We start from the raw sequence: 23978 nt of genomic DNA, 5'->3' as shown, positions 1-23978 counted from the left end.
GATACACAGAGCTGCAGTCTCTTTGTCCGCCGGGCTACCAAATCAAGGCACCCCTTAAAGAATATGGGGCAAAGGTAGGGGATTAACTGAGATTTAGAAGCAATATAGCATAAAAAATGTCATCCTGAGCGATAGTGAAGGATCTATACAGTTGTTTGTTTGCTGTATAAATCCTTCGCTATCGCTCAGGATGATATCGAATGTTTTTATAATGAATTAAATTAAGTAGTCATTTCGGCCTCTTGAAGAAGATTTCTCCCTGCGGTCGAAATGACAAGGTGAGGACGCTTATCAGCTTACAGCCGGATAAATAATTCCTCTTTGGGCTTACGCACTTTGGCAAAATGCGCATAAGCATCATCCTCGGCACGGAAGCCGATAGGGGCAATCACAGTCGCAGTCAAGCCTTTTTCACTTAAGCCCAAGATCTCATCAAACTTACCGGCTTCAAAGCCTTCCATCGGGCAGGCATCAATGCCAGCTTCGGCAGCGGCGGTAAGCAGTACGCCTAAAGCCAGGTAAGCCTGTTTATGCGCCCAGGCAACACGCTGATCTTCGGCACGGTGATTTACCGTAGCAATCATGGTCTTTTCAAACGGTTCCAGGTTGGCACGTTCGGTGTTGCGTTCTTTGGCAAGCAAGTCTACATATTTTTCTACGTAGGCCTCATTAATTTTGGTTTCTGCAGCAAACACAATCAACTGTGAAGCATCCGTAATTTGTGATTGATTATATGCGGCGGCTTTTAACTGCTCACGTAAACCGGCATCTTCAATTACCAGTATGCGGTAATGCTGCAAACCGAAAGAGGAAGGCGCCAGGCGAACCGCATCCAGCAGGTTTTCCAGCTGCCCGGCGCTTAACTTTTTTGATGCGTCAAATTTTTTAGTGGCGTAGCGCCATTCCAAAGGTTGTATTAGTGCCATAAGGATTCTTATTTGTGTTTAACAAAAATAGATGTTTAAACAGTTGACCGGGTCATAAGCAAGTCATCTACAATAAGCCCCTGCGTTCCAGTTCTTTGCGCTTTTCTTTCTCCAAACGCTTCTGCTCACGGCGTTGCTGGCGGGTAAGTTTCACTGAGTCTTTAACGCGCTCTTTAACCTGCTCGTTTACCGTATCTTTTTTGCCGCCAAACAGCCGTTTAAAAAATCCGGGTTTCTCGTCTTTGTCCTCGTCAACTTTTTTGTCGCCTATATTGGGTGGCGGTACCCCTACACCAACGCCACCCTGTTCATCATCAGGCGCAGCCAGTACACTGTCGGCAGCAGCCGTATCCACCGGTGCCATTTTTGGCCGTAAGGACTCGCGCAGGCGCACGTTGTAAAAGCCATAGGCGTTGGTATCGCGGTTAATGTAACCGCGTTCGGCCATCAGGTTACCAATCAGCCTGAAGTAACCATGCAGCCGGTAGCGCAAACTGCCATCAGGCTCAAAGGCATATAAGCCCTTTTTGGGGCTGGGCACAATGCTGGCCAGGTAAATACACTCGCCCAACTCTAATTCTGATGGCCGCTTGTTGAAATAATAGCGCGATGCCTCGCCAATGCCGTATACATTGCGGCCCCACTCAATAATATTGAGGTACACTTCCAGCATCCGGTCTTTGGTCATGATGCCGTTGTTCTCAATCAGCCATACAATCAGTATCTCCTCAAACTTACGGCTTAATGTTTTTTGCCTCACCAGGAAGGCGTTCTTTACCAGTTGCATGGATATACCGCTGCCCCCGCGCTTAAATTCTTTTTCCTTAAAATCGGTAGCGATGGATTTGCGGATGGACTCCTCTACAAAGCCATGATTACGGTAAAAGGAGGGGTCTTCGGCCGTCATGATAGCGTAGCGCATATTGGGCGTAATGCTGTTCAGCGGCGTATAGTTAGGGTTGGCGGGGCTGATGTCCCTTGCCGGCATCGGCTTGCCTTTTTCGTAAGGCACGTAGATGAAATCTTGGTTCAGCTTGGCTAAATTGGCGCGGCCAAACTGCAATATTTTGAAATTCTGCCGGTCCAAACCTGAATAGAACCGCACGTTATCCGGGTCTTTGGTATTCAGGTACAGCGCCAATTTGTAATTCAGCTTGCCGGTTACCTTAATGCCCTCTACCGATTCAAAGGTGCCCTGCGGAAAGGAGTCGAAAAAGTCCTGCGCATTTACCCAGCCGGTGTTTACCTTCACCTCGTAAATTTTGGTGGGCTTCAAGGTGTACTTGATAAAAGGATTAGCCCGCAATTTTTTCAGGTGTACTACCGACGAACTGTCTACCGATACGTAATTTTCGCCCACAAACAGGTTGGCATTGATGGAGCCATTTGGCACAATAATGTTATTGGGCGACAATGCCGGATGGTTGATCAGCATATTGCGCACCGCAAAATAGCTGTAGATCTGCGTTTCATCGTTGCCGTGTTCTACCTTGTCCAATCGCATGGTTAGCGTATCCAGGTTAAACTTCAGCTTAAACTTCTTTTCAATAAAAGGCAGTTCTATCTTTTGGTGATCGGCGTATAGTTTTACGGCAATATCCTTATCAGAAGGGTGCATGGTGCCGGCAAAGTGCCAGATGGCCGCGCCCTTGTTAATATCAAAGGCAGAGGTAAGCTTGCCATCGCGTATCAGCGCCTGCTGCGCCAGTACCTGTACCTGGCTGCTGTCATCGCGAAAGGTGATCAGGAAATTTTTAAGGTCGAGATTATCAGGTATCTTGTACAGCACCTGGTTCACCAGGTTGTCGCTCAGCTTGGCTAAATCTACTTTAGATTTTTGCGTGGTGTCGCGCTTCTTCCTAAACAGGAAATCAAAGTTGCGTACGCCCTTGATGCTGGTAAGGTTCAGGTGCCCGTCATTCAAAATTACATCGGCCAGTTTGATATGGCCTACCACCAATGGCAGCACTTTAACTTTGATTACAAAGTTGCGGATGCTCAGCAGGCTGTCGCGCTGGTCGGGTACAATGCTCACATCAGAAAATGCCACGGTGCTGAAACCGGTAAAATGGGCGCTGCCTATTTTTACATCTAAATTATACTCGCGTTTGGCTTTTGCTTTAGCTTTGCTGATGGCTTTCTGAAGTAAAACCTCGCGCTTTGAATAGGCAATATAGCCGCCAATTAACAGGATAATTACAAGTACAGCAACTACAATACCGGCAATGCGGAAGTATCGGGAATCAGGTCGACGCATTTGAAAATTTTACCAAAACTAACTTGTATCCGCTATAAAACGGTAGACAAGAGGATTTTATTTTTAACAAAAGCATCCCCGGCGTGTTTTTGTAAAATTGCACCCAACCATTAATAATGAATTTTACCCGCGAACAAGTACTGCAAGCCCTGGGCAATGTAGAGGAACCAGATTTAAAGAAGGACTTGGTTACCCTGAACATGATACAGGATATACATATTGAAGGCAATAAGCTCAGCTTTTCTGTAATTCTGACCACGCCGGCCTGCCCCCTCAAAGGTTTGATTGAAAATGCCTGCCGCAATGCCATCAGTCATTTTATCAGCCCCGAAATTGAGGTGAGTGTCAACATGACGTCGAGGGTAACCACACAGCGTAACGGAGGCTTGCCGGGCGTGAAGAACATTATTGCGGTAGCATCGGGCAAAGGGGGCGTAGGCAAATCAACGGTAGCCGCTAACCTGGCGCTGGCCCTGCAACTGAGCGGCGCCAAGGTTGGGCTCATTGATGCCGATATCTATGGCCCGTCAGTACCCATCATGTTTAACCTGGAAGGGCAGCGCCCCAAGGCCAGCCAGGTAAACGGCAAAACCCGCATTGAGCCGATGGAGCAATACGGGCTGAAGCTGTTATCCATCGGTTTCTTTACCGACCCTAACCAGCCGGTGCCCTGGCGCGGGCCCATGGTATCAACCGCGGTAAAGCAGTTGTTTAACGATGCCGACTGGGGCGAACTGGATTACCTGGTGGTGGACTTGCCGCCCGGTACCGGCGATATTCACATCACCGTTACCCAAAACTTCCCGATAGCCGGGGCGGTAATTGTAACCACGCCGCAAAACGTAGCGCTGGCCGATGCCAAGAAAGGCATAGGTATGCTGATGATGGAATCCATTAATGTGCCGATACTGGGCGTGGTAGAAAACATGTCGTACTTTACCCCGGCCGAGTTGCCCGACAACAAGTATTACATTTTTGGCCAGGGTGGCGGCCAGAAGCTGGCGCGTATGATTGGCGCGCCGTTTTTAGGCGAACTGCCGCTGGTACAAAGCATCAGCCAGTCGGGCGATGCCGGCCGGCCGGTAGTGCTGGAGGAAGGTAACCCGATGGCAAAAGCCTTTATGCACATTGCCGAGCGTGTAGCACAGGAAATTTCTATTGTAAACGCAAAAGCTCCCGATGGCCGGAGTTTGTAATTAATTAAGTATATTTACCTCAACAAAATGAGTAACATGAGTTTAGTAGATCGGGTAGAGGCAGCGTTGGATAGTATTCGTCCGTATCTGGAAGCTGACGGCGGGAATGTTGCCGTTGAGGAAATTACTCCTGATAACGTAGTAAAATTGAAATTGTTAGGCTCGTGCGGCTCCTGCCCGATGAGCATTATGACCCTGAAGGCCGGCATAGAGCAGGCCATTAAGCGCTCCGTACCCGAAATTATTGCTGTGGAGGCCATTAACCTTACCGATATAGACGACCCTAATGCAGTAATGCCTGCCAATATGCAGTAGTGTTAATTTATGTTAAGTACAAAGCCTATCTGCTAAAAGTAAAATATATTTACAGCTGCAATAAAAACAATTTTTAAGGGTTAAAATTCCTATAAAATCAGTTGCTGTACTCAATTTTTCATGAAACGTTTTGCCGGCATTTTATTCTTCCTGCTATTTACTGTTACGGCTTTTGCCCAGCAAAAGCCGTTAGTGCAGTTTTCGGGCATTATTTATAATGTCGACAATGAAAAGGAAATTGTGCCTAATGTGAACATCACTAATATCAATTATCATAACCAGGCCAATGCGGCTAATTATAAAGGTTATTTCTCCTTTGTGGCGCATGAGCAGGATACATTGCGCTTTACTTCGGTAGGTTATATGCCACTGCTTGTAGTGGTTCCGGCTGGTGTGAAAAACAACAGTTATACATTAATGGTAAAAATGAAGCCGCAACTCATTAATTTGCCACTGGTCAGGGTGTTTCCGTGGGCTACCACCGAAGAGTTCAGGAAAGATTTTTTAAACGTTAAGCTGGCTGATGACGATTTGGCCCTGGCCTATAAAAACCTAAGCCGTAGCGCCCTGAGTGCAGCACGAAGTACTTTGGCACGCGACCCGGACGAGATCAGGAGTTTGGACGTGCAGGACTTGCACAATCGTATTCAAAACTCCCACTCTTTGATGCCTAACCCGCTGCTCAATCCTATAGCCTGGGGCACATTAATCAAGCAGATTGCCGACGGCGATAAAAGCCGCAAGTCGGAAGACGATTAACGACCTTTTTTAACAGCCGGAAACTTCATTTTATAATCAGCTTTTACCATCCCGCGCGAAATATCGTTCAGCCGTTTTTCCAGCATACGTTTACGCAGCGGGCTTAGTTTATCGGTAAACAGTTTACCTTCAATATGGTCGTATTCGTGCTGTACCACGCGGGCAGCCAGTCCTTTAATGGTTTCTTCATGGTGCTGCCCGTTCTCATCTTCATAGGCAATCCGGATAGTTGGCTTGCGGTATACATCCTCACGCACATCGGGTATGCTCAGGCAGCCTTCGTTAAAGCACCATTCTTCGCCGGTTTCATCTAAAATCTGTGCATTGATGAAAGCCTTTCTAAAGTCTTTCAGTTCTGGTTCGTCATCCTCAAAAGGCGAGGCATCAATTACGAATAATCGGATAGACTTTCCTACCTGCGGGGCAGCCAAACCCACACCGCGGGCAGCGTACATGGTTTCAAACATATCGTCAATCAGCTGTTTCAGGTTCGGCTCTGTTTCGGGCGTTACCTCAACCGCTTTCTTTTTCAGTACAGGATCACCATAAGCTACAATAGGCAGTTTCATAAGGACAAAATTACAGAATAAACTTTGGGCTAAAAAGGAAACACGCTACATTCAAAGGAAGTAAACGCAAGGTGAGCTGATATGTTGGAATTTACTTTAAAACGGCTATATAAAATACTTAACCGGATTGGTATTCACCGCTGTTAACCGAAGCTGTAAACCTTCAAACCTTTCCTGTAACACATCAAATAACAGTTGCTGGGTAAACTGCTCACTTTCAAAGTGGCCTGCATCGGCAATTACAATTTTGCCTTCGGCATCAAAAAACTCGTGGTACTTGTAATCGGCGGTAATGAACATATCCGCACCGGCGGCTATGGCCTGTTTAAGTAAAGAACCACCTGAGCCGCCGCACACCGCTACCTTTTTAACCGGCCTGCCCAATAATTCGGTGTGCCGTATAACGGCGGCCTTTAATTGGGTTTTAACATGCTGCAGGTAAGCAGATTCATCTACAGGCTGTTCTGCTTCACCAATCGTACCCGAACCAATTTGCTGGTGCTGGTTGGTCAACTGGTATAAATCGTAAGCTACTTCTTCATAAGGGTGAGCCAGGAAGAGGGCCATTAATACTTTGCTTTCCAGATTGGCCGGATAAACGGTTTCCACCCGCACTTCCTCCTCATAATGCCGCTGGCCGGGTTCGCCCGCAAAGGGATGGGTTTGCGCATTGCCATTAAAGCTGCCCTGCCCTGCGGCGCTAAAGCTGCACTCGCTGTAATTGCCAATATGGCCCGCGCCTGCCTTAAACAGCGCATCTTTTACAGCATCGGCCTGCGCCAGTGGTACATAGGTAACCAGCTTTTTTAATAGCCCGCCTTTAGGCTGCAAAATCCGGCAGTTCTTTAAACCCAATACTTCACAGATCTTTGCATTCACACCGGCTGCCATATTATCCAGGTTGGTATGAATGGCGTAGAGCGCTATATCATGCTTAATGGCTTTCTGCACCACGCGCTCCACATACGTTTTACCGTTGAATCTTTTTAGTCCTTTAAATACAATGGGGTGATGCGAAACAATCAATTGGCAACCGGTTTTGATGGCTTCATCTACCACCGCCTCGGTACAATCCAGCGATATGAGTACCTGTGTAATATCCTGCGCAGGCAATCCTACAATCAGCCCCGAATTGTCATAATCTTCCTGATAGGCAGGCGGGGCAATGCTTTCCAGATAAGCAATGATTTCAGTAAGTTTCATATCCATACAGGGTTATTCGCACTTATGTACTGCTACCGGTTACTCTACTTTATATTTGTATACGGTTCGGCCTAAATGTCCTTCGGCATCTATGCCTTCCACTATGGCACGGTAGCTGCCGCGGCCGTCCGAATTGAAAAATTCTACACTGGCCGCACCGGTAGCCTTATCGGTTTTCACCTGCGGGTTCCAATATACAGTGCTGCGTAAATCCACCCCTATACCATTCAGTTTACCCGGCTCATAGCGGGGCACATAAAACTGCCGCGCCAGGCTGTACCCCTGCGGCCTGATGGTTACTTCATCATTGCGGCCCATCATATCCTTTAACTGGTCTATGCTGATCTTGGTTTTAGGCATTGATTTAAGTGCCGCAGCTTTGGTATTGATAGCCAATACGCCATTGCTGTTATACATGCGGTTTACCAGCCCCAAATCGTCCTTTACAAATATTTCTGCCGAAAGTACATCGGCCGGGTTCATGCTTACCAGGGCATTATTATCAACGGCCAGCCCGTTCAAAAATATTTGTACAGGGGTACGGTCGCCGCTGTTGTAGTTCCGGGTAACGTAAAAGTTGCCCTGGTCATAAGTGAGGCCCATAGCCATTGTTCGCAAACAGCTTAAAAAATCAGTGCAGCCTTCAAAGTTCTTGCCCGAAATCGTATGGTCGGCTAACTGGCTCAGCCCGGCAAGCGACGGATAGTCTGCATGGGAAGGCAGCTTAAGTACAGGAGCGCCCTTTATGACTACCTCTTTCAGCAAGCGCGAATTGCTGTACTGCTGCTTGCTGTTTTTAATGTAGGTACGGTAGGTACTGTCAATATCCGCTATGGCATCAGGTGCCGCTGCGTTACCGGTAACCGCAGGCAGGGTAGGCGCATCCACCATCAGCATTAAATTGTTGGCCCCATAGGTGCCGCGGGCGCTGATGGTTACCTGCACAGAATCAATTAACGGAATGTTACTGAACTTAAACATGCCATTTACATCGCTTACTGCAGCCTGGGTAAAATGGCGGTCAGCCATACTAAGCCTTACATTTCCTCTGGATAAGGGCATACCGGTTCCGTTACGCAATGTTCCGGTAATATCAATTCCCTGCTCGGCAAGGAAACGTATTTGCGGCAACCGGTTAGCTAACAAATCGGTATAGGCAAAGCGGCGGTAACCCTGCGTCATCATCAGCGCATCCAAATCGCTCATGGTAGTGTTATCCTGATGATTGAAGTAGTAGCCGGGCTTTTCAATATAGCCCTTCAGGTCTGAACTGAGCAGCAGGTAACTTAAAATAGAGGCTTCATCATTATCATTGAACGGCGCCTTGGTTTCATCTACTACCGCTACCGAAAAGTTGCCCTCGGCCGGCTGCAACTGCTTTTGGGCAGTAAGCGTAAGCTTTACTTTCTGCCTTTTGGTGTATGATGGTTTATCGGCACGTACCACTACATTCAGCGCATCCTTGTTTTGTACAAAGGCCAGCCTTTCTGCCAAAGGCTGCCCATGTGTATCCATTAAGGTGATTTGCAGCACACCGCTGATGAGCTTTGCTTTAGGTATGGCAATATCATAGGTTTTATCCTGCAGCGGCGTTTGTGCGCCGTAAACTACCGCTTCGCCTATCTTACCGATAATATAATAGGGCTTGCCTTTATTTTGATCTAAATAGGCCTGATTGGCAATAATGCGGATGCCCACTGCCGATGGCAGCAGGCTGTTTACCGCTAATGTAATACCGCTTTGCTGCACCGCAGGCAAACTATATACCTGTGGTGTGCCATTGGGGAAAGTTACGGATGCCTTATAGGTTTTACCGCTCTCCGGCGTAAGCAAAAACGACCCCATACCCAAGTGCTGCGAAGCAAAGGTGGCGCAGGTTTTACCGTCATTGTCGGTCACGGTGCCTTTAATGTCTATGCCTAAACCGTCAGGCTTAACGGCCTTAAAGGCTACCCGCATATCGGCGCCGGCAAGCAGCTTGCCTCCTTCGGGAAAGAACTGCACATCAGTATTGCGGGTATTGGCTTTAACGGCAAAGGAGTTAACCAGCGGCTTTTTACCATCAGTTTCCACACTGGCCACCAGGGTTTCCGCATCATCAGCAGCAATCCTGGCTGCGGGAATACCTACCTGCAATACGCCGTTCTGGTCGGTTACGCCCCGGCCTTTTTCCAGTGTTTTTTCCAGTGTTTCAATATGCCAGCTTACTTTTTTGTTGCTGTATGGTTCGCCATCGGCATTTTTGTAAATGATGCGGGCGCTGGTGGCAGCCCCCTTTGCGGCCGGGGCAAATACCGCACGCACACTTAGCTGTTTATCGGCATCGGCCACCGGTATATTCTTAACAAAGAAGTTGCCCGGATCAAAATTGCGCATCCAGGTGGTGTAAGCCCTGATGCGGTAATTACCCTGCTTATAAGTGAGCGGATCAAGCGTAACGTTTCCCTGAGCAAAACCGTTGATTACCGGCAGCTTCATTGCCCGCATAATGGTATCAGTACTGCTAATCAGGTCTATATAAACCACTTTGCTCAGTATGGTAGGCTGGTGCAGGTCTACTGTTACGTAGGCTTTAAACCAAATGGTATCGCCGCTGGCATAATAGGGCTTATCAGTATGCACATATACCTTTTCAACCGGGTAGCTTTCGGCAAATTTGTTTTGCCGGGCTATCACGGTACGGATGCCGATGGTATCCTGCTGTGCAAAGGCAGCAGAGCCGGCCAATGCCAGTAAAAACAGAAACAGCGTAGTTTTAAGTATCTTCATCAATAGTTTTAATTCACTTAACGGCGATAAATTTAACTATTTCGTAACAGCACTGTATAAGCCGCCATTAAACTTAACACTTTTTTACAATTGCGTATTTAATGAGCCGCTGATCAAAATGCTTATACTTAATCGTTAATTAACCGTTCAACTTATGAACTTCGTTTATCTGTTCTCAAACGCATTTGATACGTTTAAAGTGTTTGATAGCCTGACAATTGATAATGTAAATGAAAGCCCGGAAACTGCGCCGCAAAGTATCTGGCAAATATTGAATCACCTGGTTATATTGAACAACAACGAGATAGCGATACTCGAGGATAAGCCCGTTATGGCAATGGTAAGTGAGCCGGACAGCTGGATTGAAAACAAAGCCCCTGTAAGCCAGGATGCTATGGATAAGATAGTTAACAGGTTACAGCAACAGGTTGCATTAGTTAAAACAAAGGTGGCAGCCCTTGGTATGGATACCGTTAATCTGGAACAAAAGCTGTTTGCCGTTCAAAATTTCTCTATCCATCTGTCCTTTCATTTGGGTGAGATTGTTTTGCTGCGCAGAATGGCCGGAACCTATCCATTACCTAAAAGTATGCGGGCATTCTTGGCATCATAAGCATATTGCAAACAAAGAAGCCATATTCACTGCCTGATACAAGCAGTGAATATGGCTTTCGTTCTTAATACCTGAAAGAACAGTTATACGGTATCCGAGCTGCTGCCCTTTGTCATTAACATTAAGGTAACCAGAAAGGAGAACAGTACGCCCAGCAGGAACGCGCCAAACATACGGCCCGAAAAATCCAGGAAGTTGCTGCCCTTTGCAACATAATTGATGTAGACAATACCCAGAAAAACGGCGATAGCGCCTGCTATAAATAAGGTTTTCAGGCATTGTACAATACCTTCTATAAAGGTAAGCCGGCCGCCCAAACTGTTATCCCGGTAGCTTTTCAGGCCAAAAAACAAACCGATTAAAGGTATCAGCACAGAAAAATATTCATACGGGGATACTTTATCCGCATGGGTATCATTACCGGTTAAGTGCATCAGGAACAGCCAGGCCCCGCTTAATATGCCAATAATAATGCCCGACCAAAGCGCGTTTTTCATGAGAGTGATGTTGTTAAGTTAAATGTATAACCGGCAGGCAGGCTGCCGGTTCTTTATAAAGGATTGGGGGTTTTATATTGTTTGCCGCATCACACATTTTTAGCTTGCCGGGGTTTAGCTGTTGAGTAGGATTTTGAATTTAGCTATCTTTGCGAAGTGTTGAACATACGTGATATTTTAGAGCGCTATAAAGCCGACGACCGCGTTAAGGAACTGGCCAAAGCGCTTAATTCGGGCAAAAATCCGCGCCTGCAGCTGCGCGGCCTCATTGGATCCAGCGATGCCATGGTGGCGGTAGCATTGTACTTTTTGCAACATAAGCACCAGTTGTTTGTACTGCCCGACCGTGAGGAGGCCAGCTACTTTCAGGCCGATCTGGAAAACCTGACCGGCAAGGAGGTGATGCTTTTCCCGTCTTCGTACCGCAAAGCGTTTGAGTTTACCCAGCCCGACAGCAGCAATGTGCTGGCCCGTGCTGAAGTACTAAACGAGCTGAACCACTCCACTGAATACGGCCAACTGATTGTAACCTACCCCGAGGCCATTGCCGAAAAGGTAATTGACCGCAGTTCGCTGGAAAAGAACACGCTGGAAATTGCGCTGAACAATAACCTGAGCATCGAATTTATTAATGAGTTTTTGATTGATTACGATTTTGAGCGGGTTGATTTTGTGTACGAGCCGGGGCAGTTCTCGGTACGCGGCGGCATAGTCGATATCTTCTCCTTTTCGCACGACCTGCCTTACCGGGTGGAGTTCTTTGGCGATTTTGTGGAAAGTATCCGCACGTTTGAGATAGAAAGTCAGCTATCGGTAGAGCAGGTGAAGAGCATTACCATTGTACCCAATGTACAAGCTAAGTTTTTGACGGAGAACAATATCTCCATACTGGAATATGTAGAAGGCAGCACACAGGTTTGGATAAAGGACGTGCAGTTTATGCTGGATGTGGTGCAGGATGGTTACAAAAAAGCCACCCAGTTATGGAAAGCCTTATCCGCCGAAGAAAAGAACCAGAATCCCGACTGGCTGGACCCTAAGTTTGCCTTTACCGACGAAAAGCTGATTGCCGACCAGCTGCATGATTTTGCGGTGATTGAGTTTGGCAAGCAGTTTTTTTACCAGGATGCGCAAACCATTAGCTTTGATACCCGTCCGCAGCCGTCGTTCAATAAGGACTTTCAGCTGTTGATCCATAACATTAAAAACAATGAGGCGGATAAAATTGAGAACCTCATTTTTACCGATTCACCCAAACAGTCGGAGCGCCTGTATGCCATTTTTGATGATCTGGACAAAACGGTAAAATTTACCCCGGTAAATATTTCAATCCGGGAAGGCTTTATCGACCGTGAGCAGAAACTGGCCTGTTATACCGACCATCAAATTTTCGACCGCTATTATAAATACAAGCTGCGCAAAGGGTACCAGCGTACCCAGGCTATTACACTAAAAGAATTGCGTGAGCTTAAACCCGGCGATTATGTAACCCACATCGACCACGGCATCGGCAAATATGCCGGCCTCGAAAAGGTAGATGTGAACGGCAAGGTACAGGAAATGATACGCCTGATTTATGCCGATAATGATTTGCTGTATGTCAACATCAACTCGCTGAACCGCATTTCTAAATTTAGCGGTAAGGAAGGCACCGTACCCAAAATGAACAAGCTGGGTACCGATACCTGGGAGCGGCTGAAGAAAACCACAAAAAAAAAAGTTAAGGATATTGCCCGCGATCTGATTAAGCTGTACGCCGTGCGTAAGGCACAGCATGGCAACGCCTTTTCGCCCGATAGCTATCTGCAAACCGAGTTGGAGGCTTCCTTTATTTATGAGGATACGCCCGACCAGGAAAAAGCAACGGCCGATTTCAAGAAAGACATGGAATCGCCGCACCCGATGGACCGGCTGATTTGCGGCGATGTAGGCTTTGGTAAAACAGAAGTAGCTATCCGCGCTGCCTTTAAAGCCGTGGCCGACAGCAAGCAGGTGGCGGTATTGGTGCCTACCACTATTTTAGCCGCGCAGCATTATAAAACTTTTTCCGACCGGTTGAAGGGCTTCCCCTGCAATATTGATTTTGTGAACCGCTTTAAATCCAGCAAGCAGATTAAGGATACGCTGAACCGGCTTAAAGAGGGTCAGTTGGATATCATCATCGGCACCCACCGTTTGGTGAGCAAGGATGTAAAGTTTAAGGACCTGGGGCTGATGATTATTGACGAGGAGCAGAAATTCGGCGTATCTACCAAAGAAAAGCTGAAAACCATGCGGGCCAACGTAGATACCATGACGCTGACGGCTACGCCTATTCCGCGCACGTTGCACTTCTCGCTCATGGGGGCCCGCGATTTATCCATCATCTCCACCCCGCCGCCCAACCGCCAGCCGGTAGTTACCGAGCTGCATGTGTTTAATGACAAGCTGATTAAGGAAGCTGTAGAATATGAGATCGACCGGGGCGGCCAGGTCTTCTTCATCCATAACCGCGTGGCCGATTTACCTCAATTGGGTGGCATGATACGCAAACTGGTGCCCAAAGCGCGCATCGGCATTGCCCACGGCCAGCTGGAAGGCGATGATCTGGAAGATGTAATGCTCAAGTTTGTGAGCAATGAATATGATGTACTGGTGGCTACCACCATTATTGAAGCCGGGCTGGACATTCCCAACGCCAATACCATCATTATTAACCATGCCCACATGTTTGGCCTGAGCGATTTACACCAGATGCGGGGGCGTGTAGGCCGAAGCAATAAAAAGGCATTTTGCTACCTGCTGAGTCCGCCCCTGAGTACCCTTACCTCCGAAGCCCGTAAACGGTTAAGCGCCATTGAGGAATTCAGCGATCTGGGCAGCGGCTTTAACGTAGCCATGCGCGATCTGGACATTCGCGGCAGCGGTAACCTGCTGGGTGCCGAGCAAAGCGGCTTTATTGCCGAAATCGGCTTTGAAATGTACCACAAGATTTTGGATGAAGCCTTGCAGGAGTTGAAGGACGACGAGTTTAAAGACCTGTTTCAGGATGAAAAGCCCCGGCCTTTTATTTCCTTTACCCAGATTGATACCGATTTGGAAATCCTTATTCCGGATGAATATGTAACCAGCCTTACCGAGCGCTATAACTTGTATACCGAACTTACCAAGCTGAACAATGAAACCGAACTGCAGGCCTTTGAGCAGCAGTTGGCCGACCGCTTTGGCCCCATTCCGCCGCAGGTAAACGACTTGCTGAATACCATCCGCCTGCAATGGCTGGGCAAGCAGATCGGCTTTGAAAAGATTTCGTTGAAAAAGCAGGTATTGCGCGGCTATTTTCTAAGCAATCAGCAATCGCCCTACTTTGAAACCGAAGCCTTTAAGGAAGTACTGCGCTTTGTACAAACTTACCCCCGCCGGGCAAACCTGAAAGAGGTGAAGAATACCCTGCGCATCAGTTTGGAAGGCGTGCAGACGATTGACCAGGCGGTGGATTTGCTGGGTGAGATGGCTGGAGTGGTGGTTTAAAATATTTTATTAAATTGCCATACAAAATGGCTGTACCTAAAACCATATGGCTTTACCGGATTACTCATATCAACAATTTAGGGTATATTTTGAAAAATGGTTTGTACACCAGGTCGTCTCCAAAATTTGATCCTGATTATATAAGTATCGGCGATTCATCACTCATCGATTACCGCAAAAATTTAGACGCATGTAATCCACCGGGTGGAAAGTTAGAGGATTATGTTCCATTTTATTTAGGCCCGCGTTCACCCATGCTGTATCAAATAGCAAAAGGATATGAAGACGTAGTGAAGCATCCTCAATCTGATATTGTATATTTAATTTCTTCGTTTGAAGAAATTAAAAAGCACCAATTAGAGTTCTTCTTTACAGACGGCCATGCGCGCAGTGAAACATCCAATTGTTATACACAAAAAGAGGGTTTTATTAAACTGGATTGGGATGCGATTAACGCTAAGTTTTGGAAAAGCGATGAGACAGATTTGCTAAGAAAACAAAAGAAACAAGCTGAATTTTTAATTAAGACGTATGTGCCTGTTTCATGCATTACACACATAGGCGTATATAATGAGGCCACTAAGGAAAAAGTGTTGAAAATAGCAGAACAGCAGCATTTGAATTTTAAAATTGGGGTATCACCTGAAAAGCTGTATTATGATCATTTATAAAGAAGGAAATCTTTTGGATGCCCGGGTGGAAGCATTAGTTAATACTGTAAATACAGTAGGCGTAATGGGCAAAGGCATTGCATTGCAGTTTAAGCATGAGTTTCCGGAGAGCTACAAAATTTATAAAGATGCTGCCGCAAGAGGGGAAATCGTTACAGGTCAAATGCAGATTATACCTGTCAATCAGATAAATGGTGTTAAGTATATTATCAATTTTCCAACCAAGCAACATTGGCGTTCACCTTCAAAATTAGTATGGATAAAGGAAGGACTGCAGGATTTACGGCAGCAAATTATACAATACAACATAAAATCAATAGCTGTCCCTCCGTTGGGTTGTGGTAATGGTGGATTGAACTGGGAAACTGTAAAGCCCCTTATTAACGAAGCGTTAACCGGCCTGGATATTAAAGCAGTTATATACGAACCTACGCTCTTCATTAAAGAAGCCTTAAAAAAAGAAGACCGGGTTGCCGCTGCAAAGCTAACGCCTGCACGGGCAATGCTCTTATCTTTACTATATCAATACAGGGCTTTGGGTGAATTTGCCAGCGAATTTGCAGCAGTTAAGCTGAGTTATTTCCTGCAGCGATTTGGTGAAACACAACTTAAACTTCGTTTCGTGCAAGGCCATTATGGTCCGTATTCTAATCAACTGAGCTTTTTGTTGTACACGCTTAATGGATACTATTTAAAAGGGTACGAACAAAAAGATGCAAAACCTTTTGAAGAAATTGAGTTGGTAGCTTCAAAAAAAGAAGAAGTTAAGAATTACATTGAGCATTCTGCTTCTGCAGAAGAAAAACGAAGGTTGGAAACTGTAACTGAATTCATTCAAGGGTTTGAGTCGCCATATGGCTTGGAACTTTTAGCTACGGTAGATATGATTTTATGTAATGACAAAACAAAAAGCGCTGAAATTGTGAAAGAACAGTTGTGGTCAGAGAGAAAGAGGAATTTATTTCCTGTTCATCATATACAATTAGCTATCAATCACCTTAACCGGTACGATAGTATACTCTATAAAGATGTACTGCTAAATTAACTGCTCACCAACCTGTATATCCCATTCACATTCCGCCCTAACTCTTTATAATCAAGCCCATAGCCTACCACAAATTCATTATCAATCTCAAAGCCTACATATTTGAGTTCCTCAATGGTAGCCTCTAAGGCGGCGGGCTTAAGCAGCAGGGAACATACGGTTACCGAGGCCGGGCCGTGCATTTTTATTTTGTTGATGAAGTAGCTCAGCGTATTGCCGGTATCTACAATGTCTTCTACAACAATCACGTCGCGGCCGGTAATGTTGGTGTGCAGCTCTACATCCTCGCGCACGCTGCGGCTGCTGCTGAGTCCGCCGTAATAGGAGGCCAGTTTGGTAAACGTGGTTTCGCAGGGCAGGGTGATCTGCTTCAGTAAATCGGCAAAAAACATAAAGCTGCCGTTAAGTACGCCGATGAATACCGGGGTGCGGCCTGCATAATCTGCGTTCAGTTCTAACGCCAGCATGTTGATGCGCTTCTGTATATTGTCGGCATCTATAAAGGGTTCAAATTCGAGGTCGGCTATCTTCATACAAAAGTAGTAAATGGCAGGGTGCAGTTACAGCCCCTAAAATAACATTATCTTTGCACTATTCATGACGGATTATCAGGTTTTTACGCTGCCCAGCGGCATTCGTTTGCTCTTTAAATATGCAGCCTCGCCCATTACCCATTGCTGTTTTATGGTGAATGCCGGCGCCCGCGATGAAGCGCCGCAGCAGGAAGGGCTGGCACATTTTATTGAGCACCTGCTGTTTAAAGAAACCCCCCGTCGCAACACCAGCCAGATACTGAACCGGCTGGAACTGGTGGGCGCCGATTTAAACGCCTATACCACTAAGGAATACACCTGCATACACGCCTCCCTGCTCAACCCGCATCTGGAGCGCACGGTGGATTTATTTGAGGATATTCTCTTTCATTCTACCTTCCCCGAAGCCGAGCTGGACAAAGAGCGCAGCGTGATATTAGACGAGATTGCCTCGTACCAGGACCAGCCCGAAGAAGCCATACAAGATGATTTTGAAGGGCTGTTGTTTGCGGGCCATGCAATGGGCAATAATATTTTAGGTACTGCCGAATCAGTAAACCGGCTCACCCGCAAGGATATTGACCAGTACTTGGCCGGCAATTACAATACGCATGAAATGGTTTTTGCGGTGTATGGTAACTATGATTTCAAAAAACTGATCAAGCTGACCGAAAAATATTTTGGTGCGGTGAAGGCGAACACGACTGCCAAAAGCCGCATTGCACCACTGGCACCCGCAGCCGGCCTGGTTCGGCAGGACAAGCCTATTGCACAAACCCATTGTGTGATGGGTACGCAGGCATATCCTACTCATCATGCGTACAAGAACGGCTTATTGCTGCTGAATAACCTGTTGGGCGGCATGGGCATGAGCAGCCGGCTCAATTTAGAAATCAGGGAGAAATATGGCATTGCCTATACTATAGAATCGGGTTATACGCCGTTTACTGATACCGGCATTTTTAATATTTATTTCGGTACCGATGCCGAAAAGGCGGAGAAGGCCATCAAATTAGTATACAAAGAGCTGCGCAAATTGCGCGAACGCAAGCTGGGCAGCCTGCAGCTGCACCAGGCCAAGCAAAAGTTTACCGGGCAAATTGCCTTAGCCGAGGAAGGTCGCCTGAGCCTGATTTTAAGTATGGCCAAAAGCCTGCTCGATTTTAATTATGTAGACAGTCTGGAAGAAGTATTTGCCAGGATCAATGCTATTACTGCGGAAGACATGCTCACCATCAGCAATGAGATACTGGATGAAAACCAGCTGACTACGCTGATTTTTGAGCCGAATGATTAAAGTAATTGCTGATACATAGCCACGTATTTTTGAACCAGGGACGGCGCATTAAAGTGACTGCGGATCAAGCCGGGCGCAGTATTCCGTATCCGCAATAAATCAGCCCGCTTTTGCGCTATTTGATTCAAAATATCGGCTATCTCTTTAACCGTTAGCCCACACTGCCAGCCTAAATTATTTTCTGTAACGTATCGGGCCAGCCCTACACTGCTGCTTACCAGCACGGCGGTGCCTTCGCTTAAGCTTTCAATTACCACGTTGCCAAAGTTTTCATCATACGAAGGTAGTACCAGCAGATCGTGTGCCGCCAGCAGGCTGAATTTATCTTGTTGCCGGAAACCTGCCCACTCTATACAGGCAGCTACCTTATTGGCTTCGGCCAATGCTCGTAATGAATGGATATAGGCTTCATCCCCGCTACCGGCAATGGTTAAACGGAAAGGAAATTTAAGCGCAGAAAGCGCATCAATCAGTAAATTAAGGCCCTTTTTGGGATGAATACGGGATAAAAACAGCAGTCGGAATACTGTTTCCTGGGGAGGATGCGATGCAGGCCGGGAGTTTACCTTGACGAAATTAGGAATAAGGTGAATACTGCGCGGCTTTAACAGTGTGCGTATCTGCTGCTCTTCTAAAGCCGAAGTAACATGCAGATGGCATCGGTTTAATAAAGCCACCCCTAATACTTGCTGAAACCAATGCTTTGTTCTGCTGCGTTTATCGGTAAGGGAATAGCTGCTTAATGTACCCCTCGGTGATATTACTACCGGTATTTTCCGGGCAAGGGCAATCCAGCAAGACAGGATAGAAACCAGATTCCACCAGGCATGAATGTGGATCACATCAAACTGCCGGGCTTCCTGCCACAATTTTAGCAGTAATGCAGGGGAGAAATGGCTGTGATCTTTGGTCATACGCTTAAAGTAAGTTACTTTAACTCCATCCATCACAACCGGCTTTCCTGCCGGGTAAGGTAGTTCCTCACTGCCATTAGCCGTAGTTGCAAATACTTCGGTGTGCACATCAGCTGCCATCAGTTGTTCACTCAGTTCAGCTACTGACATTGTAGGGCCGCCATAAATATAAGCAGGCTTATAAGCTGCAATGATTTGTAAAATTTTCAAACTAACAGGATATGGTTTAAAGTTAAAGTCGAGAATTTAATTTATAATTTATAGCTCGTAAGGTAAAAAAGTGTATACATCCGCATTTATGAATTAAATAATTTTTATTTAGACTCATTCTTATTAATTTTGCAGGGTTATGTTATTCAATATACAAAATAAGCTTTAACAGAACTACCGGGAATGAAGCAAATATTAACTGTATTATCACTATTAATCACTTTTGCTGTAAAGGCGCAAACAAACACGCTCTTAGAGCAATCCTACTGGCAGAGCCAGCCTGATGTGAACGCTGTAAAGGCAGAGGTTGAAAAAGGCAGCAGTCCTTCGCAGTTTAACCAGATGAGTATGGACCCGGTAGTGATGGCTATCAACGCCCAGGCCCCTGCCGCAACCATTAAATATTTAATGGACCAGCCGGGTAATGATGTGGGCAAGTTAACGCATGATGGCCGTACCTACCTTCATTGGGCGGCTAACCGTGGCAATGCCGATGTTGTGGAATACCTGTTGAATAAAGGCGCTAAGATTAATATTCTGGATAGTCATGGTACTACGCCGCTGCTTTTTGCGGCTGGTAACGGACAGCAGAATACTAAAATATACGACCTGTTTCTTGCGCACGGCGAAAACCTGAAAAAGGATGTTAACCAGGAAGGCGCCAATGCCCTGCTACTGGCTGTGGCCAATGACAAAGACCTTGCCCTGACCAACTATTTCATTTCAAAAGGTTTGGACATCAATAGTACGGATGCTGCGGGTAACAATGCTTTTGCCTATGCTGCCCGTTCCGGTAACATCGGCCTGTTAAAAACATTGATAGAAAAAGGCGTAAAGCCCCACCCGAACGCGATGCTGATGGCTGCCCAGAGCGGTGGCCGGCGTGGTGGCGGCGGGGCTACGCTGGCTGTATACCAGTACCTGGAAAGCCTGAATATTAAACCCACCACAAGAAGCAACACCGGCGAGAACGTATTGCATTACCAGGTACGCAAGCCCGGCCAAACCGATATTATCAGATATTTTATTGATAAGGGGGTAGATATTAACCAGCCTGATGAAGCCGGTAATACGGCTTTTATGAACGCTGCCGCTGCTAACCGCGATACAGCAGTACTGGCGACGCTGTTACCGTACGTTAAAAACATCAATCAGCCCAACCAGCAGGGAATTACTGCTCTGGCGATGGCGGTTCGCAGTAATTCGCCCGAAATAGTGCGTTATTTAATGGATAAAGGCGCTGATGTAAAAGTGCTGGACAAAAAAGGGAACAACCTTGCTTACTACCTGATGGAGTCCTACCGTCCGCAGGGCGGACGGCCAGGTGGTGCAGCCCCGGGCGAAGATGCGTTTGGCGCCAAGCTAAGCCTGTTGCAGCAAAAAGGCTTGCAGGTTACCGCACCGCAAAAAGATGGCAATACCTTGTACCATTTAGCCATTGTTAAAAATGATGTATCGCTGTTGAAACGCCTGGAGCCTTTACATATCAATGTAAACGCCAAAAACAATGAGGGCCTTACGGCCTTGCATAAGGCAGCCATGATTGGTAAGGATGATGCCGTAATGAAATACCTGCTATCCATTGGTGCACAAAAAGATATGGTGACCAATTTTAAGGAAACCGCCTTTGATCTGGCCAGCGAAAATGAATCCTTATCTAAAAATAAAGTGTCTGTTAACTTCCTGAAATAAATTTATGTATAAATTATTTACAATGGCGCTGCTTGCAGCAGCGCTGCTGATTACCGCCCCGGCTGCTTCCTATGCCCAGGGCGGTACTTCCAGGTACAAATGCATGATCCAGATGACCAATTATATGGGTGAGGGCGCCTATATGGTAATCTCGCTGATTGACAGCAAAGGCAAGTACGATAAAACCCTGTATGTGCTGGGCTCTGATAAAAAATGGTACAAAACCTTAAAAGAGTGGTATAAATTTTACAGTAAAAAACCTTCCAACATCAGCGCGATTACAGGGGCATCAGTTACCGGGGGCGACCGCAGTGTGAACGTAATTGACATTGAAAGCTCAAAGATAAATGCCGGGTACAAAATCAGGTTTGAGAGCGCTGTGGAGGACAAAAACTATTATGTAAAAGACCTGGAGGTACCCCTTACTACCGAAGCTCTTTCCGCAAAAACAGAGGGAACCGGTTTTATCCGCTATGTGCGTTTCAGCCCCAACTAGAGGCATCAGCATTTCATTATCATGACGATCTCGGTATGGAGATACAGCCACTTGGCCCTGGCTGTATCTTCCTTTATTCTGCTCACGCTGGCTTCCGTTACCGGCATCATCCTCTCGTTCGAACCTGTTTCACAAAAACTGCAACCTTACCGCGCTCAAAATTTTAATGAGATCACCCTGGCCCAGGCCCTGCCGGTGTTAAGGGCCAAATACAAGGGCATCAGCGAGCTTACCGTAGATGCCAGCCAGTTTGTACAAATTAAAGGCAGTGATGCGCAGGGCAAGAATATGCTGGCCTATGCCGACCCGCGCACCGGCCGCATCCTGGGTGTACCCAAAAAGCAAAGCGGGTTTTTTCAGTGGATTACTACTTTTCACCGTTCGCTGTTCTTACACACGGCAGGCCGGTTCTTCATAGGCTTAACTGCTTTCCTGCTGATGCTGATCACCCTGTCGGGCACGGCGCTCATCATCCAGCGGCAACGCGGGGTAAAGCGGTTCTTTACGCGTATTGTAAAGGAGAACTTTGCCCAGTATTACCATGTGGTGTTAGGGCGGCTGTCGCTGATTCCCATCCTGATTATCGCGCTTACCGGAACTTACCTGTCTTTGGAGAAATTCAACATCATCAGCAGCCCCAAAGTGGCCGGTAAGGTAGATTTTGATGCCATCCGCTCTAAGCCGGCAAAAAAGGAAGCTGATTTTGCTGTATTTAAGCAAACCAAGCTCAGCCGGGTGCAAAGTATCGAGTTTCCGTTCTCGGAAGATGCGGAAGATTATTATACCATTAAACTGGATGATCGTGAAATAACGGTCAACCAAATTACCGGTGATTTGCTCAGCGAGGCAAAATATCCGGCCACAGCTATTTTAGCTAATTTGAGCTTAAACCTGCATACCGGACGGGCTAGTGCGGTTTGGGCCATTATACTGGCCATCGCTTCTGCAAATATCCTGTTCTTTATTTACTCCGGCTTCGTAATTACTTTTAAGCGCCTAAGCGGCCGGGTTAAAAACAAGTATAAGGCCCGGGAGTGCCGGTTTATTCTACTGGTAGGATCTGAAAACGGCAGTACTTACAGGTATGCCAATGCAGTGCACCAGCGTTTGTTAAAGCAGGGCGAAAAGTCCTGTATCGCTGAACTTAACCGGTATCAGGCTTTCCCCAAAGCGGAGCACCTGTTGGTGTTTACTTCTACCTATGGGATAGGCGATGCTCCTTCCAACGGAAATAAATTTACAGCACTGCTCCGGAAGCATCCGCAGCAGCAACCTGTTAAATATTCGGTATTAGGTTTCGGCTCTCATGCCTATCCCGATTTCTGCAAGTTTGCATTTGAGGTGAACCAGTTGCTTTCTCATCAAACCTGGGCGCAGCCGCTAACCGATGTGCATACCGTAAATGATAAATCGCCCGAAGAATTTAGTTTGTGGGCCGAAGCCTGGTCGCAAAGTGCAGGTATAGCACTCAATATTTCGCCTGCCGCGCTGCACATGAAGCCACCCCGCCTGCATCAGTTTAAGGTGATGGAAAAAGTGCAGAGCGATGGGGCAGAAGATACCTTTTTGCTCCGTCTGCAGCCCGGGCGCGGCCTGAGTTTTACCTCCGGCGATCTGCTGGCTGTCTATCCTGCCAATGATCACCGCGAACGTCTGTATTCTATCGGCAGGATCGGGAATGAGGTTCAGTTAAGCGTCAGGCTGCATCAGCATGGCTTGGGTTCAGGTCATTTGCACCGCTTAACTGCCGGCAACACCCTTGCCGCCCGCATTGTAGATAACAGGCACTTCCACCTGCCGGCCACTGCACCCGAAGTAGTTATGATTTCTAACGGTACCGGCATTGCACCGTTTTTAGGAATGATCAGCCAGAACAGCCGTAAAACGTCTTATCATTTATATTGCGGCTTCCGTACCCGTTCAGCTTTTGCTATCTACCAGCCGCTGCTGGATGCCGGTATGCACGACCGGCGATTGGATCAATTGCATTTAGCCTTATCCCGCGAGGACGAAAAGCAGTATGTAAGCCATTTAATAACGCGTGATGCTGAAGTAATGGCACGTGTGCTTACTACAGGCGGTGTAATTATGCTGTGTGGCTCACTCTCCATGCAAAAGGATGTAATTGATGCGCTGAATCATATCTGCCGGGCGAACAATGGAAAAGAGGTGAGCTATTATCAGTCGCGCGGGCAGATTTTGATGGATTGTTATTGATTAAGGCAAGTACAAGTCCAGCCCTGAAAGGATTACTCTTTTTTTAACAATTTAAAAAAATAAATAACACCTCCGATAATTAATATTGGCGAACATAAAAATAACATAGTGTTAACTAATGGACCTAAGTTAAATGTACCGCCCCAGGATAACCCTCCAAAGCCATATCCTAACAGGATGCACCCAACTGCAATCAGTAACTTCTTACCTCTGCTCATATGTTTTAAATATGGGAATAAAACGCAAAACTTAAGCGAAGGGGCTTTCAAAGGCAGGAAATTAAATCATC

19 protein-coding genes are annotated in these 23978 nt (G+C 46.7%); 11 read left to right on the top strand and 8 right to left on the bottom strand.

Annotated elements, in window-relative coordinates:
* Positions 1-296 precede the first annotated feature (296 nt).
* Together ACY652_RS06175 and ACY652_RS06170 are read right to left on the bottom strand one after the other, a co-directional pair.
* On the bottom strand, positions 297-926 hold the full coding sequence (locus ACY652_RS06175; RefSeq protein ID WP_462267162.1) for an NAD(P)H-dependent oxidoreductase: 630 nt from the start codon (positions 924-926) through the stop codon (positions 297-299).
* 67 nt (positions 927-993) lie between these two features.
* A complete protein-coding gene (locus ACY652_RS06170; RefSeq protein WP_462267161.1) occupies positions 994-3183 on the bottom strand; it encodes a transglycosylase domain-containing protein in 2190 nt (729 codons plus the stop codon).
* 116 nt (positions 3184-3299) lie between these two features.
* Here ACY652_RS06170 and ACY652_RS06165 point away from each other — a divergent pair, with 116 nt between their 5' ends.
* From ACY652_RS06165 to ACY652_RS06155, 3 genes are all read left to right on the top strand, one after another.
* Positions 3300-4379, top strand: coding sequence for an Mrp/NBP35 family ATP-binding protein (locus ACY652_RS06165; RefSeq protein WP_462267160.1), 1080 nt, complete (start codon positions 3300-3302; stop codon positions 4377-4379).
* 36 nt (positions 4380-4415) lie between these two features.
* Complete coding sequence (locus ACY652_RS06160; protein WP_462267159.1) at positions 4416-4694, top strand: NifU family protein; 279 nt, start codon at positions 4416-4418, stop codon at positions 4692-4694.
* Positions 4695-4814: 120 nt separating this feature from the next.
* Positions 4815-5453 (top strand): peptidase associated/transthyretin-like domain-containing protein, encoded by a 639-nt coding sequence (locus tag ACY652_RS06155; protein WP_462267158.1) that lies wholly within the window; start codon positions 4815-4817, stop codon positions 5451-5453.
* On the opposite strand, the gene def is transcribed toward ACY652_RS06155, so the two are convergent.
* The 3 genes from def to ACY652_RS06140 all read right to left on the bottom strand — a co-directional run bounded on the left by def (position 5450) and on the right by ACY652_RS06140 (position 9994).
* On the bottom strand, positions 5450-6022 hold the full coding sequence (gene def / locus ACY652_RS06150; protein ID WP_462267157.1) for a peptide deformylase: 573 nt from the start codon (positions 6020-6022) through the stop codon (positions 5450-5452). The genes ACY652_RS06155 and def overlap by 4 nt on opposite strands.
* A 105-nt stretch (positions 6023-6127) precedes the next feature.
* Positions 6128-7225, bottom strand: coding sequence for a Nif3-like dinuclear metal center hexameric protein (locus ACY652_RS06145; RefSeq protein WP_462267156.1), 1098 nt, complete (start codon positions 7223-7225; stop codon positions 6128-6130).
* Between the two features lie 39 nt (positions 7226-7264).
* Positions 7265-9994: a carboxypeptidase regulatory-like domain-containing protein gene (locus ACY652_RS06140; protein ID WP_462267155.1), complete on the bottom strand. Its 2730-nt coding sequence runs from the start codon at positions 9992-9994 to the stop codon at positions 7265-7267.
* Positions 9995-10148: 154 nt separating this feature from the next.
* Between ACY652_RS06140 and ACY652_RS06135 the strand changes: the two genes are divergently transcribed.
* Positions 10149-10607, top strand: a complete 459-nt coding sequence (locus ACY652_RS06135; RefSeq protein WP_462267154.1) for a hypothetical protein — start codon at positions 10149-10151, stop codon at positions 10605-10607.
* A gap of 83 nt (positions 10608-10690) precedes the next feature.
* Here the strand turns inward: ACY652_RS06135 and ACY652_RS06130 are convergent, their stop codons facing one another.
* Entirely contained in the window at positions 10691-11104 is a 414-nt protein-coding gene (locus ACY652_RS06130) for a DUF4199 domain-containing protein (protein ID WP_462267153.1), read from the bottom strand.
* Positions 11105-11263: 159 nt separating this feature from the next.
* On the opposite strand from ACY652_RS06130, the gene mfd reads away from it, so the two are divergent.
* From mfd to darG, 3 genes are read left to right on the top strand one after another with little or no spacing between them, the layout of a single operon-like run.
* Entirely contained in the window at positions 11264-14614 is a 3351-nt protein-coding gene (gene mfd / locus ACY652_RS06125; RefSeq protein ID WP_462268227.1) for a transcription-repair coupling factor, read from the top strand.
* 26 nt (positions 14615-14640) lie between these two features.
* Entirely contained in the window at positions 14641-15285 is a 645-nt protein-coding gene (darT, locus tag ACY652_RS06120; RefSeq protein ID WP_462267152.1) for a type II toxin-antitoxin system toxin DNA ADP-ribosyl transferase DarT, read from the top strand.
* Positions 15272-16330 carry a type II toxin-antitoxin system antitoxin DNA ADP-ribosyl glycohydrolase DarG gene (darG, locus tag ACY652_RS06115; protein WP_462267151.1) on the top strand — a complete coding sequence of 353 codons (1059 nt, stop codon included), beginning with the start codon at positions 15272-15274 and terminating at the stop codon, positions 16328-16330. The genes darT and darG overlap by 14 nt, the downstream gene beginning before the upstream one ends.
* Here darG and hpt read toward each other — a convergent pair.
* Complete coding sequence (gene hpt / locus ACY652_RS06110; protein WP_462267150.1) at positions 16327-16863, bottom strand: hypoxanthine phosphoribosyltransferase; 537 nt, start codon at positions 16861-16863, stop codon at positions 16327-16329. The genes darG and hpt overlap by 4 nt on opposite strands.
* 64 nt (positions 16864-16927) lie before the next feature.
* Here hpt and ACY652_RS06105 point away from each other — a divergent pair, with 64 nt between their 5' ends.
* Positions 16928-18160 (top strand): M16 family metallopeptidase, encoded by a 1233-nt coding sequence (locus ACY652_RS06105; protein ID WP_462267149.1) that lies wholly within the window; start codon positions 16928-16930, stop codon positions 18158-18160.
* Here the strand turns inward: ACY652_RS06105 and ACY652_RS06100 are convergent.
* Positions 18157-19284 carry an XrtY-associated glycosyltransferase XYAG1 gene (locus ACY652_RS06100; protein ID WP_462267148.1) on the bottom strand — a complete coding sequence of 376 codons (1128 nt, stop codon included), beginning with the start codon at positions 19282-19284 and terminating at the stop codon, positions 18157-18159. The two genes, ACY652_RS06105 and ACY652_RS06100, sit on opposite strands and share 4 nt — an antisense overlap.
* Positions 19285-19467: 183 nt before the next feature.
* On the opposite strand from ACY652_RS06100, the gene ACY652_RS06095 reads away from it, so the two are divergent.
* Genes ACY652_RS06095 through ACY652_RS06085 form a run of 3 tightly spaced genes read left to right on the top strand, consistent with a single transcriptional unit; the run spans position 19468 to position 23689 of the window.
* Positions 19468-20976, top strand: a complete 1509-nt coding sequence (locus ACY652_RS06095; protein ID WP_462267147.1) for an ankyrin repeat domain-containing protein — start codon at positions 19468-19470, stop codon at positions 20974-20976.
* 4 nt (positions 20977-20980) lie between these two features.
* Positions 20981-21472, top strand: coding sequence for a DUF2271 domain-containing protein (locus ACY652_RS06090; protein ID WP_462267146.1), 492 nt, complete (start codon positions 20981-20983; stop codon positions 21470-21472).
* A 21-nt stretch (positions 21473-21493) separates the two neighbouring features.
* Positions 21494-23689: a PepSY domain-containing protein gene (locus tag ACY652_RS06085; protein WP_462267145.1), complete on the top strand. Its 2196-nt coding sequence runs from the start codon at positions 21494-21496 to the stop codon at positions 23687-23689.
* Positions 23690-23978: the final 289 nt, after the last annotated feature.

It is taken from the genome of Mucilaginibacter sp. (assembly GCF_965200995.1).
Lineage (GTDB): Bacteria > Bacteroidota > Bacteroidia > Sphingobacteriales > Sphingobacteriaceae > Mucilaginibacter.
Note: the sequence above shows the minus strand (reverse complement) of the source record. Positions and strands in the feature narration are given on the sequence as shown.

Coding starts and splice junctions, on each gene's coding strand:
- ACY652_RS06175 (WP_462267162.1), bottom strand. CDS start 926: ATGGCACTAATACAACCTTTGGAATGGCGCTACGCCACTAAAAAATTT.
- ACY652_RS06170 (WP_462267161.1), bottom strand. CDS start 3,183: ATGCGTCGACCTGATTCCCGATACTTCCGCATTGCCGGTATTGTAGTT.
- ACY652_RS06165 (WP_462267160.1), top strand. CDS start 3,300: ATGAATTTTACCCGCGAACAAGTACTGCAAGCCCTGGGCAATGTAGAG.
- ACY652_RS06160 (WP_462267159.1), top strand. CDS start 4,416: ATGAGTTTAGTAGATCGGGTAGAGGCAGCGTTGGATAGTATTCGTCCG.
- ACY652_RS06155 (WP_462267158.1), top strand. CDS start 4,815: ATGAAACGTTTTGCCGGCATTTTATTCTTCCTGCTATTTACTGTTACG.
- def (WP_462267157.1), bottom strand. CDS start 6,022: ATGAAACTGCCTATTGTAGCTTATGGTGATCCTGTACTGAAAAAGAAA.
- ACY652_RS06145 (WP_462267156.1), bottom strand. CDS start 7,225: ATGAAACTTACTGAAATCATTGCTTATCTGGAAAGCATTGCCCCGCCT.
- ACY652_RS06140 (WP_462267155.1), bottom strand. CDS start 9,994: ATGAAGATACTTAAAACTACGCTGTTTCTGTTTTTACTGGCATTGGCC.
- ACY652_RS06135 (WP_462267154.1), top strand. CDS start 10,149: ATGAACTTCGTTTATCTGTTCTCAAACGCATTTGATACGTTTAAAGTG.
- ACY652_RS06130 (WP_462267153.1), bottom strand. CDS start 11,104: ATGAAAAACGCGCTTTGGTCGGGCATTATTATTGGCATATTAAGCGGG.
- darT (WP_462267152.1), top strand. CDS start 14,641: ATGGCTGTACCTAAAACCATATGGCTTTACCGGATTACTCATATCAAC.
- darG (WP_462267151.1), top strand. CDS start 15,272: ATGATCATTTATAAAGAAGGAAATCTTTTGGATGCCCGGGTGGAAGCA.
- hpt (WP_462267150.1), bottom strand. CDS start 16,863: ATGAAGATAGCCGACCTCGAATTTGAACCCTTTATAGATGCCGACAAT.
- ACY652_RS06105 (WP_462267149.1), top strand. CDS start 16,928: ATGACGGATTATCAGGTTTTTACGCTGCCCAGCGGCATTCGTTTGCTC.
- ACY652_RS06095 (WP_462267147.1), top strand. CDS start 19,468: ATGAAGCAAATATTAACTGTATTATCACTATTAATCACTTTTGCTGTA.
- ACY652_RS06090 (WP_462267146.1), top strand. CDS start 20,981: ATGTATAAATTATTTACAATGGCGCTGCTTGCAGCAGCGCTGCTGATT.
- ACY652_RS06085 (WP_462267145.1), top strand. CDS start 21,494: ATGACGATCTCGGTATGGAGATACAGCCACTTGGCCCTGGCTGTATCT.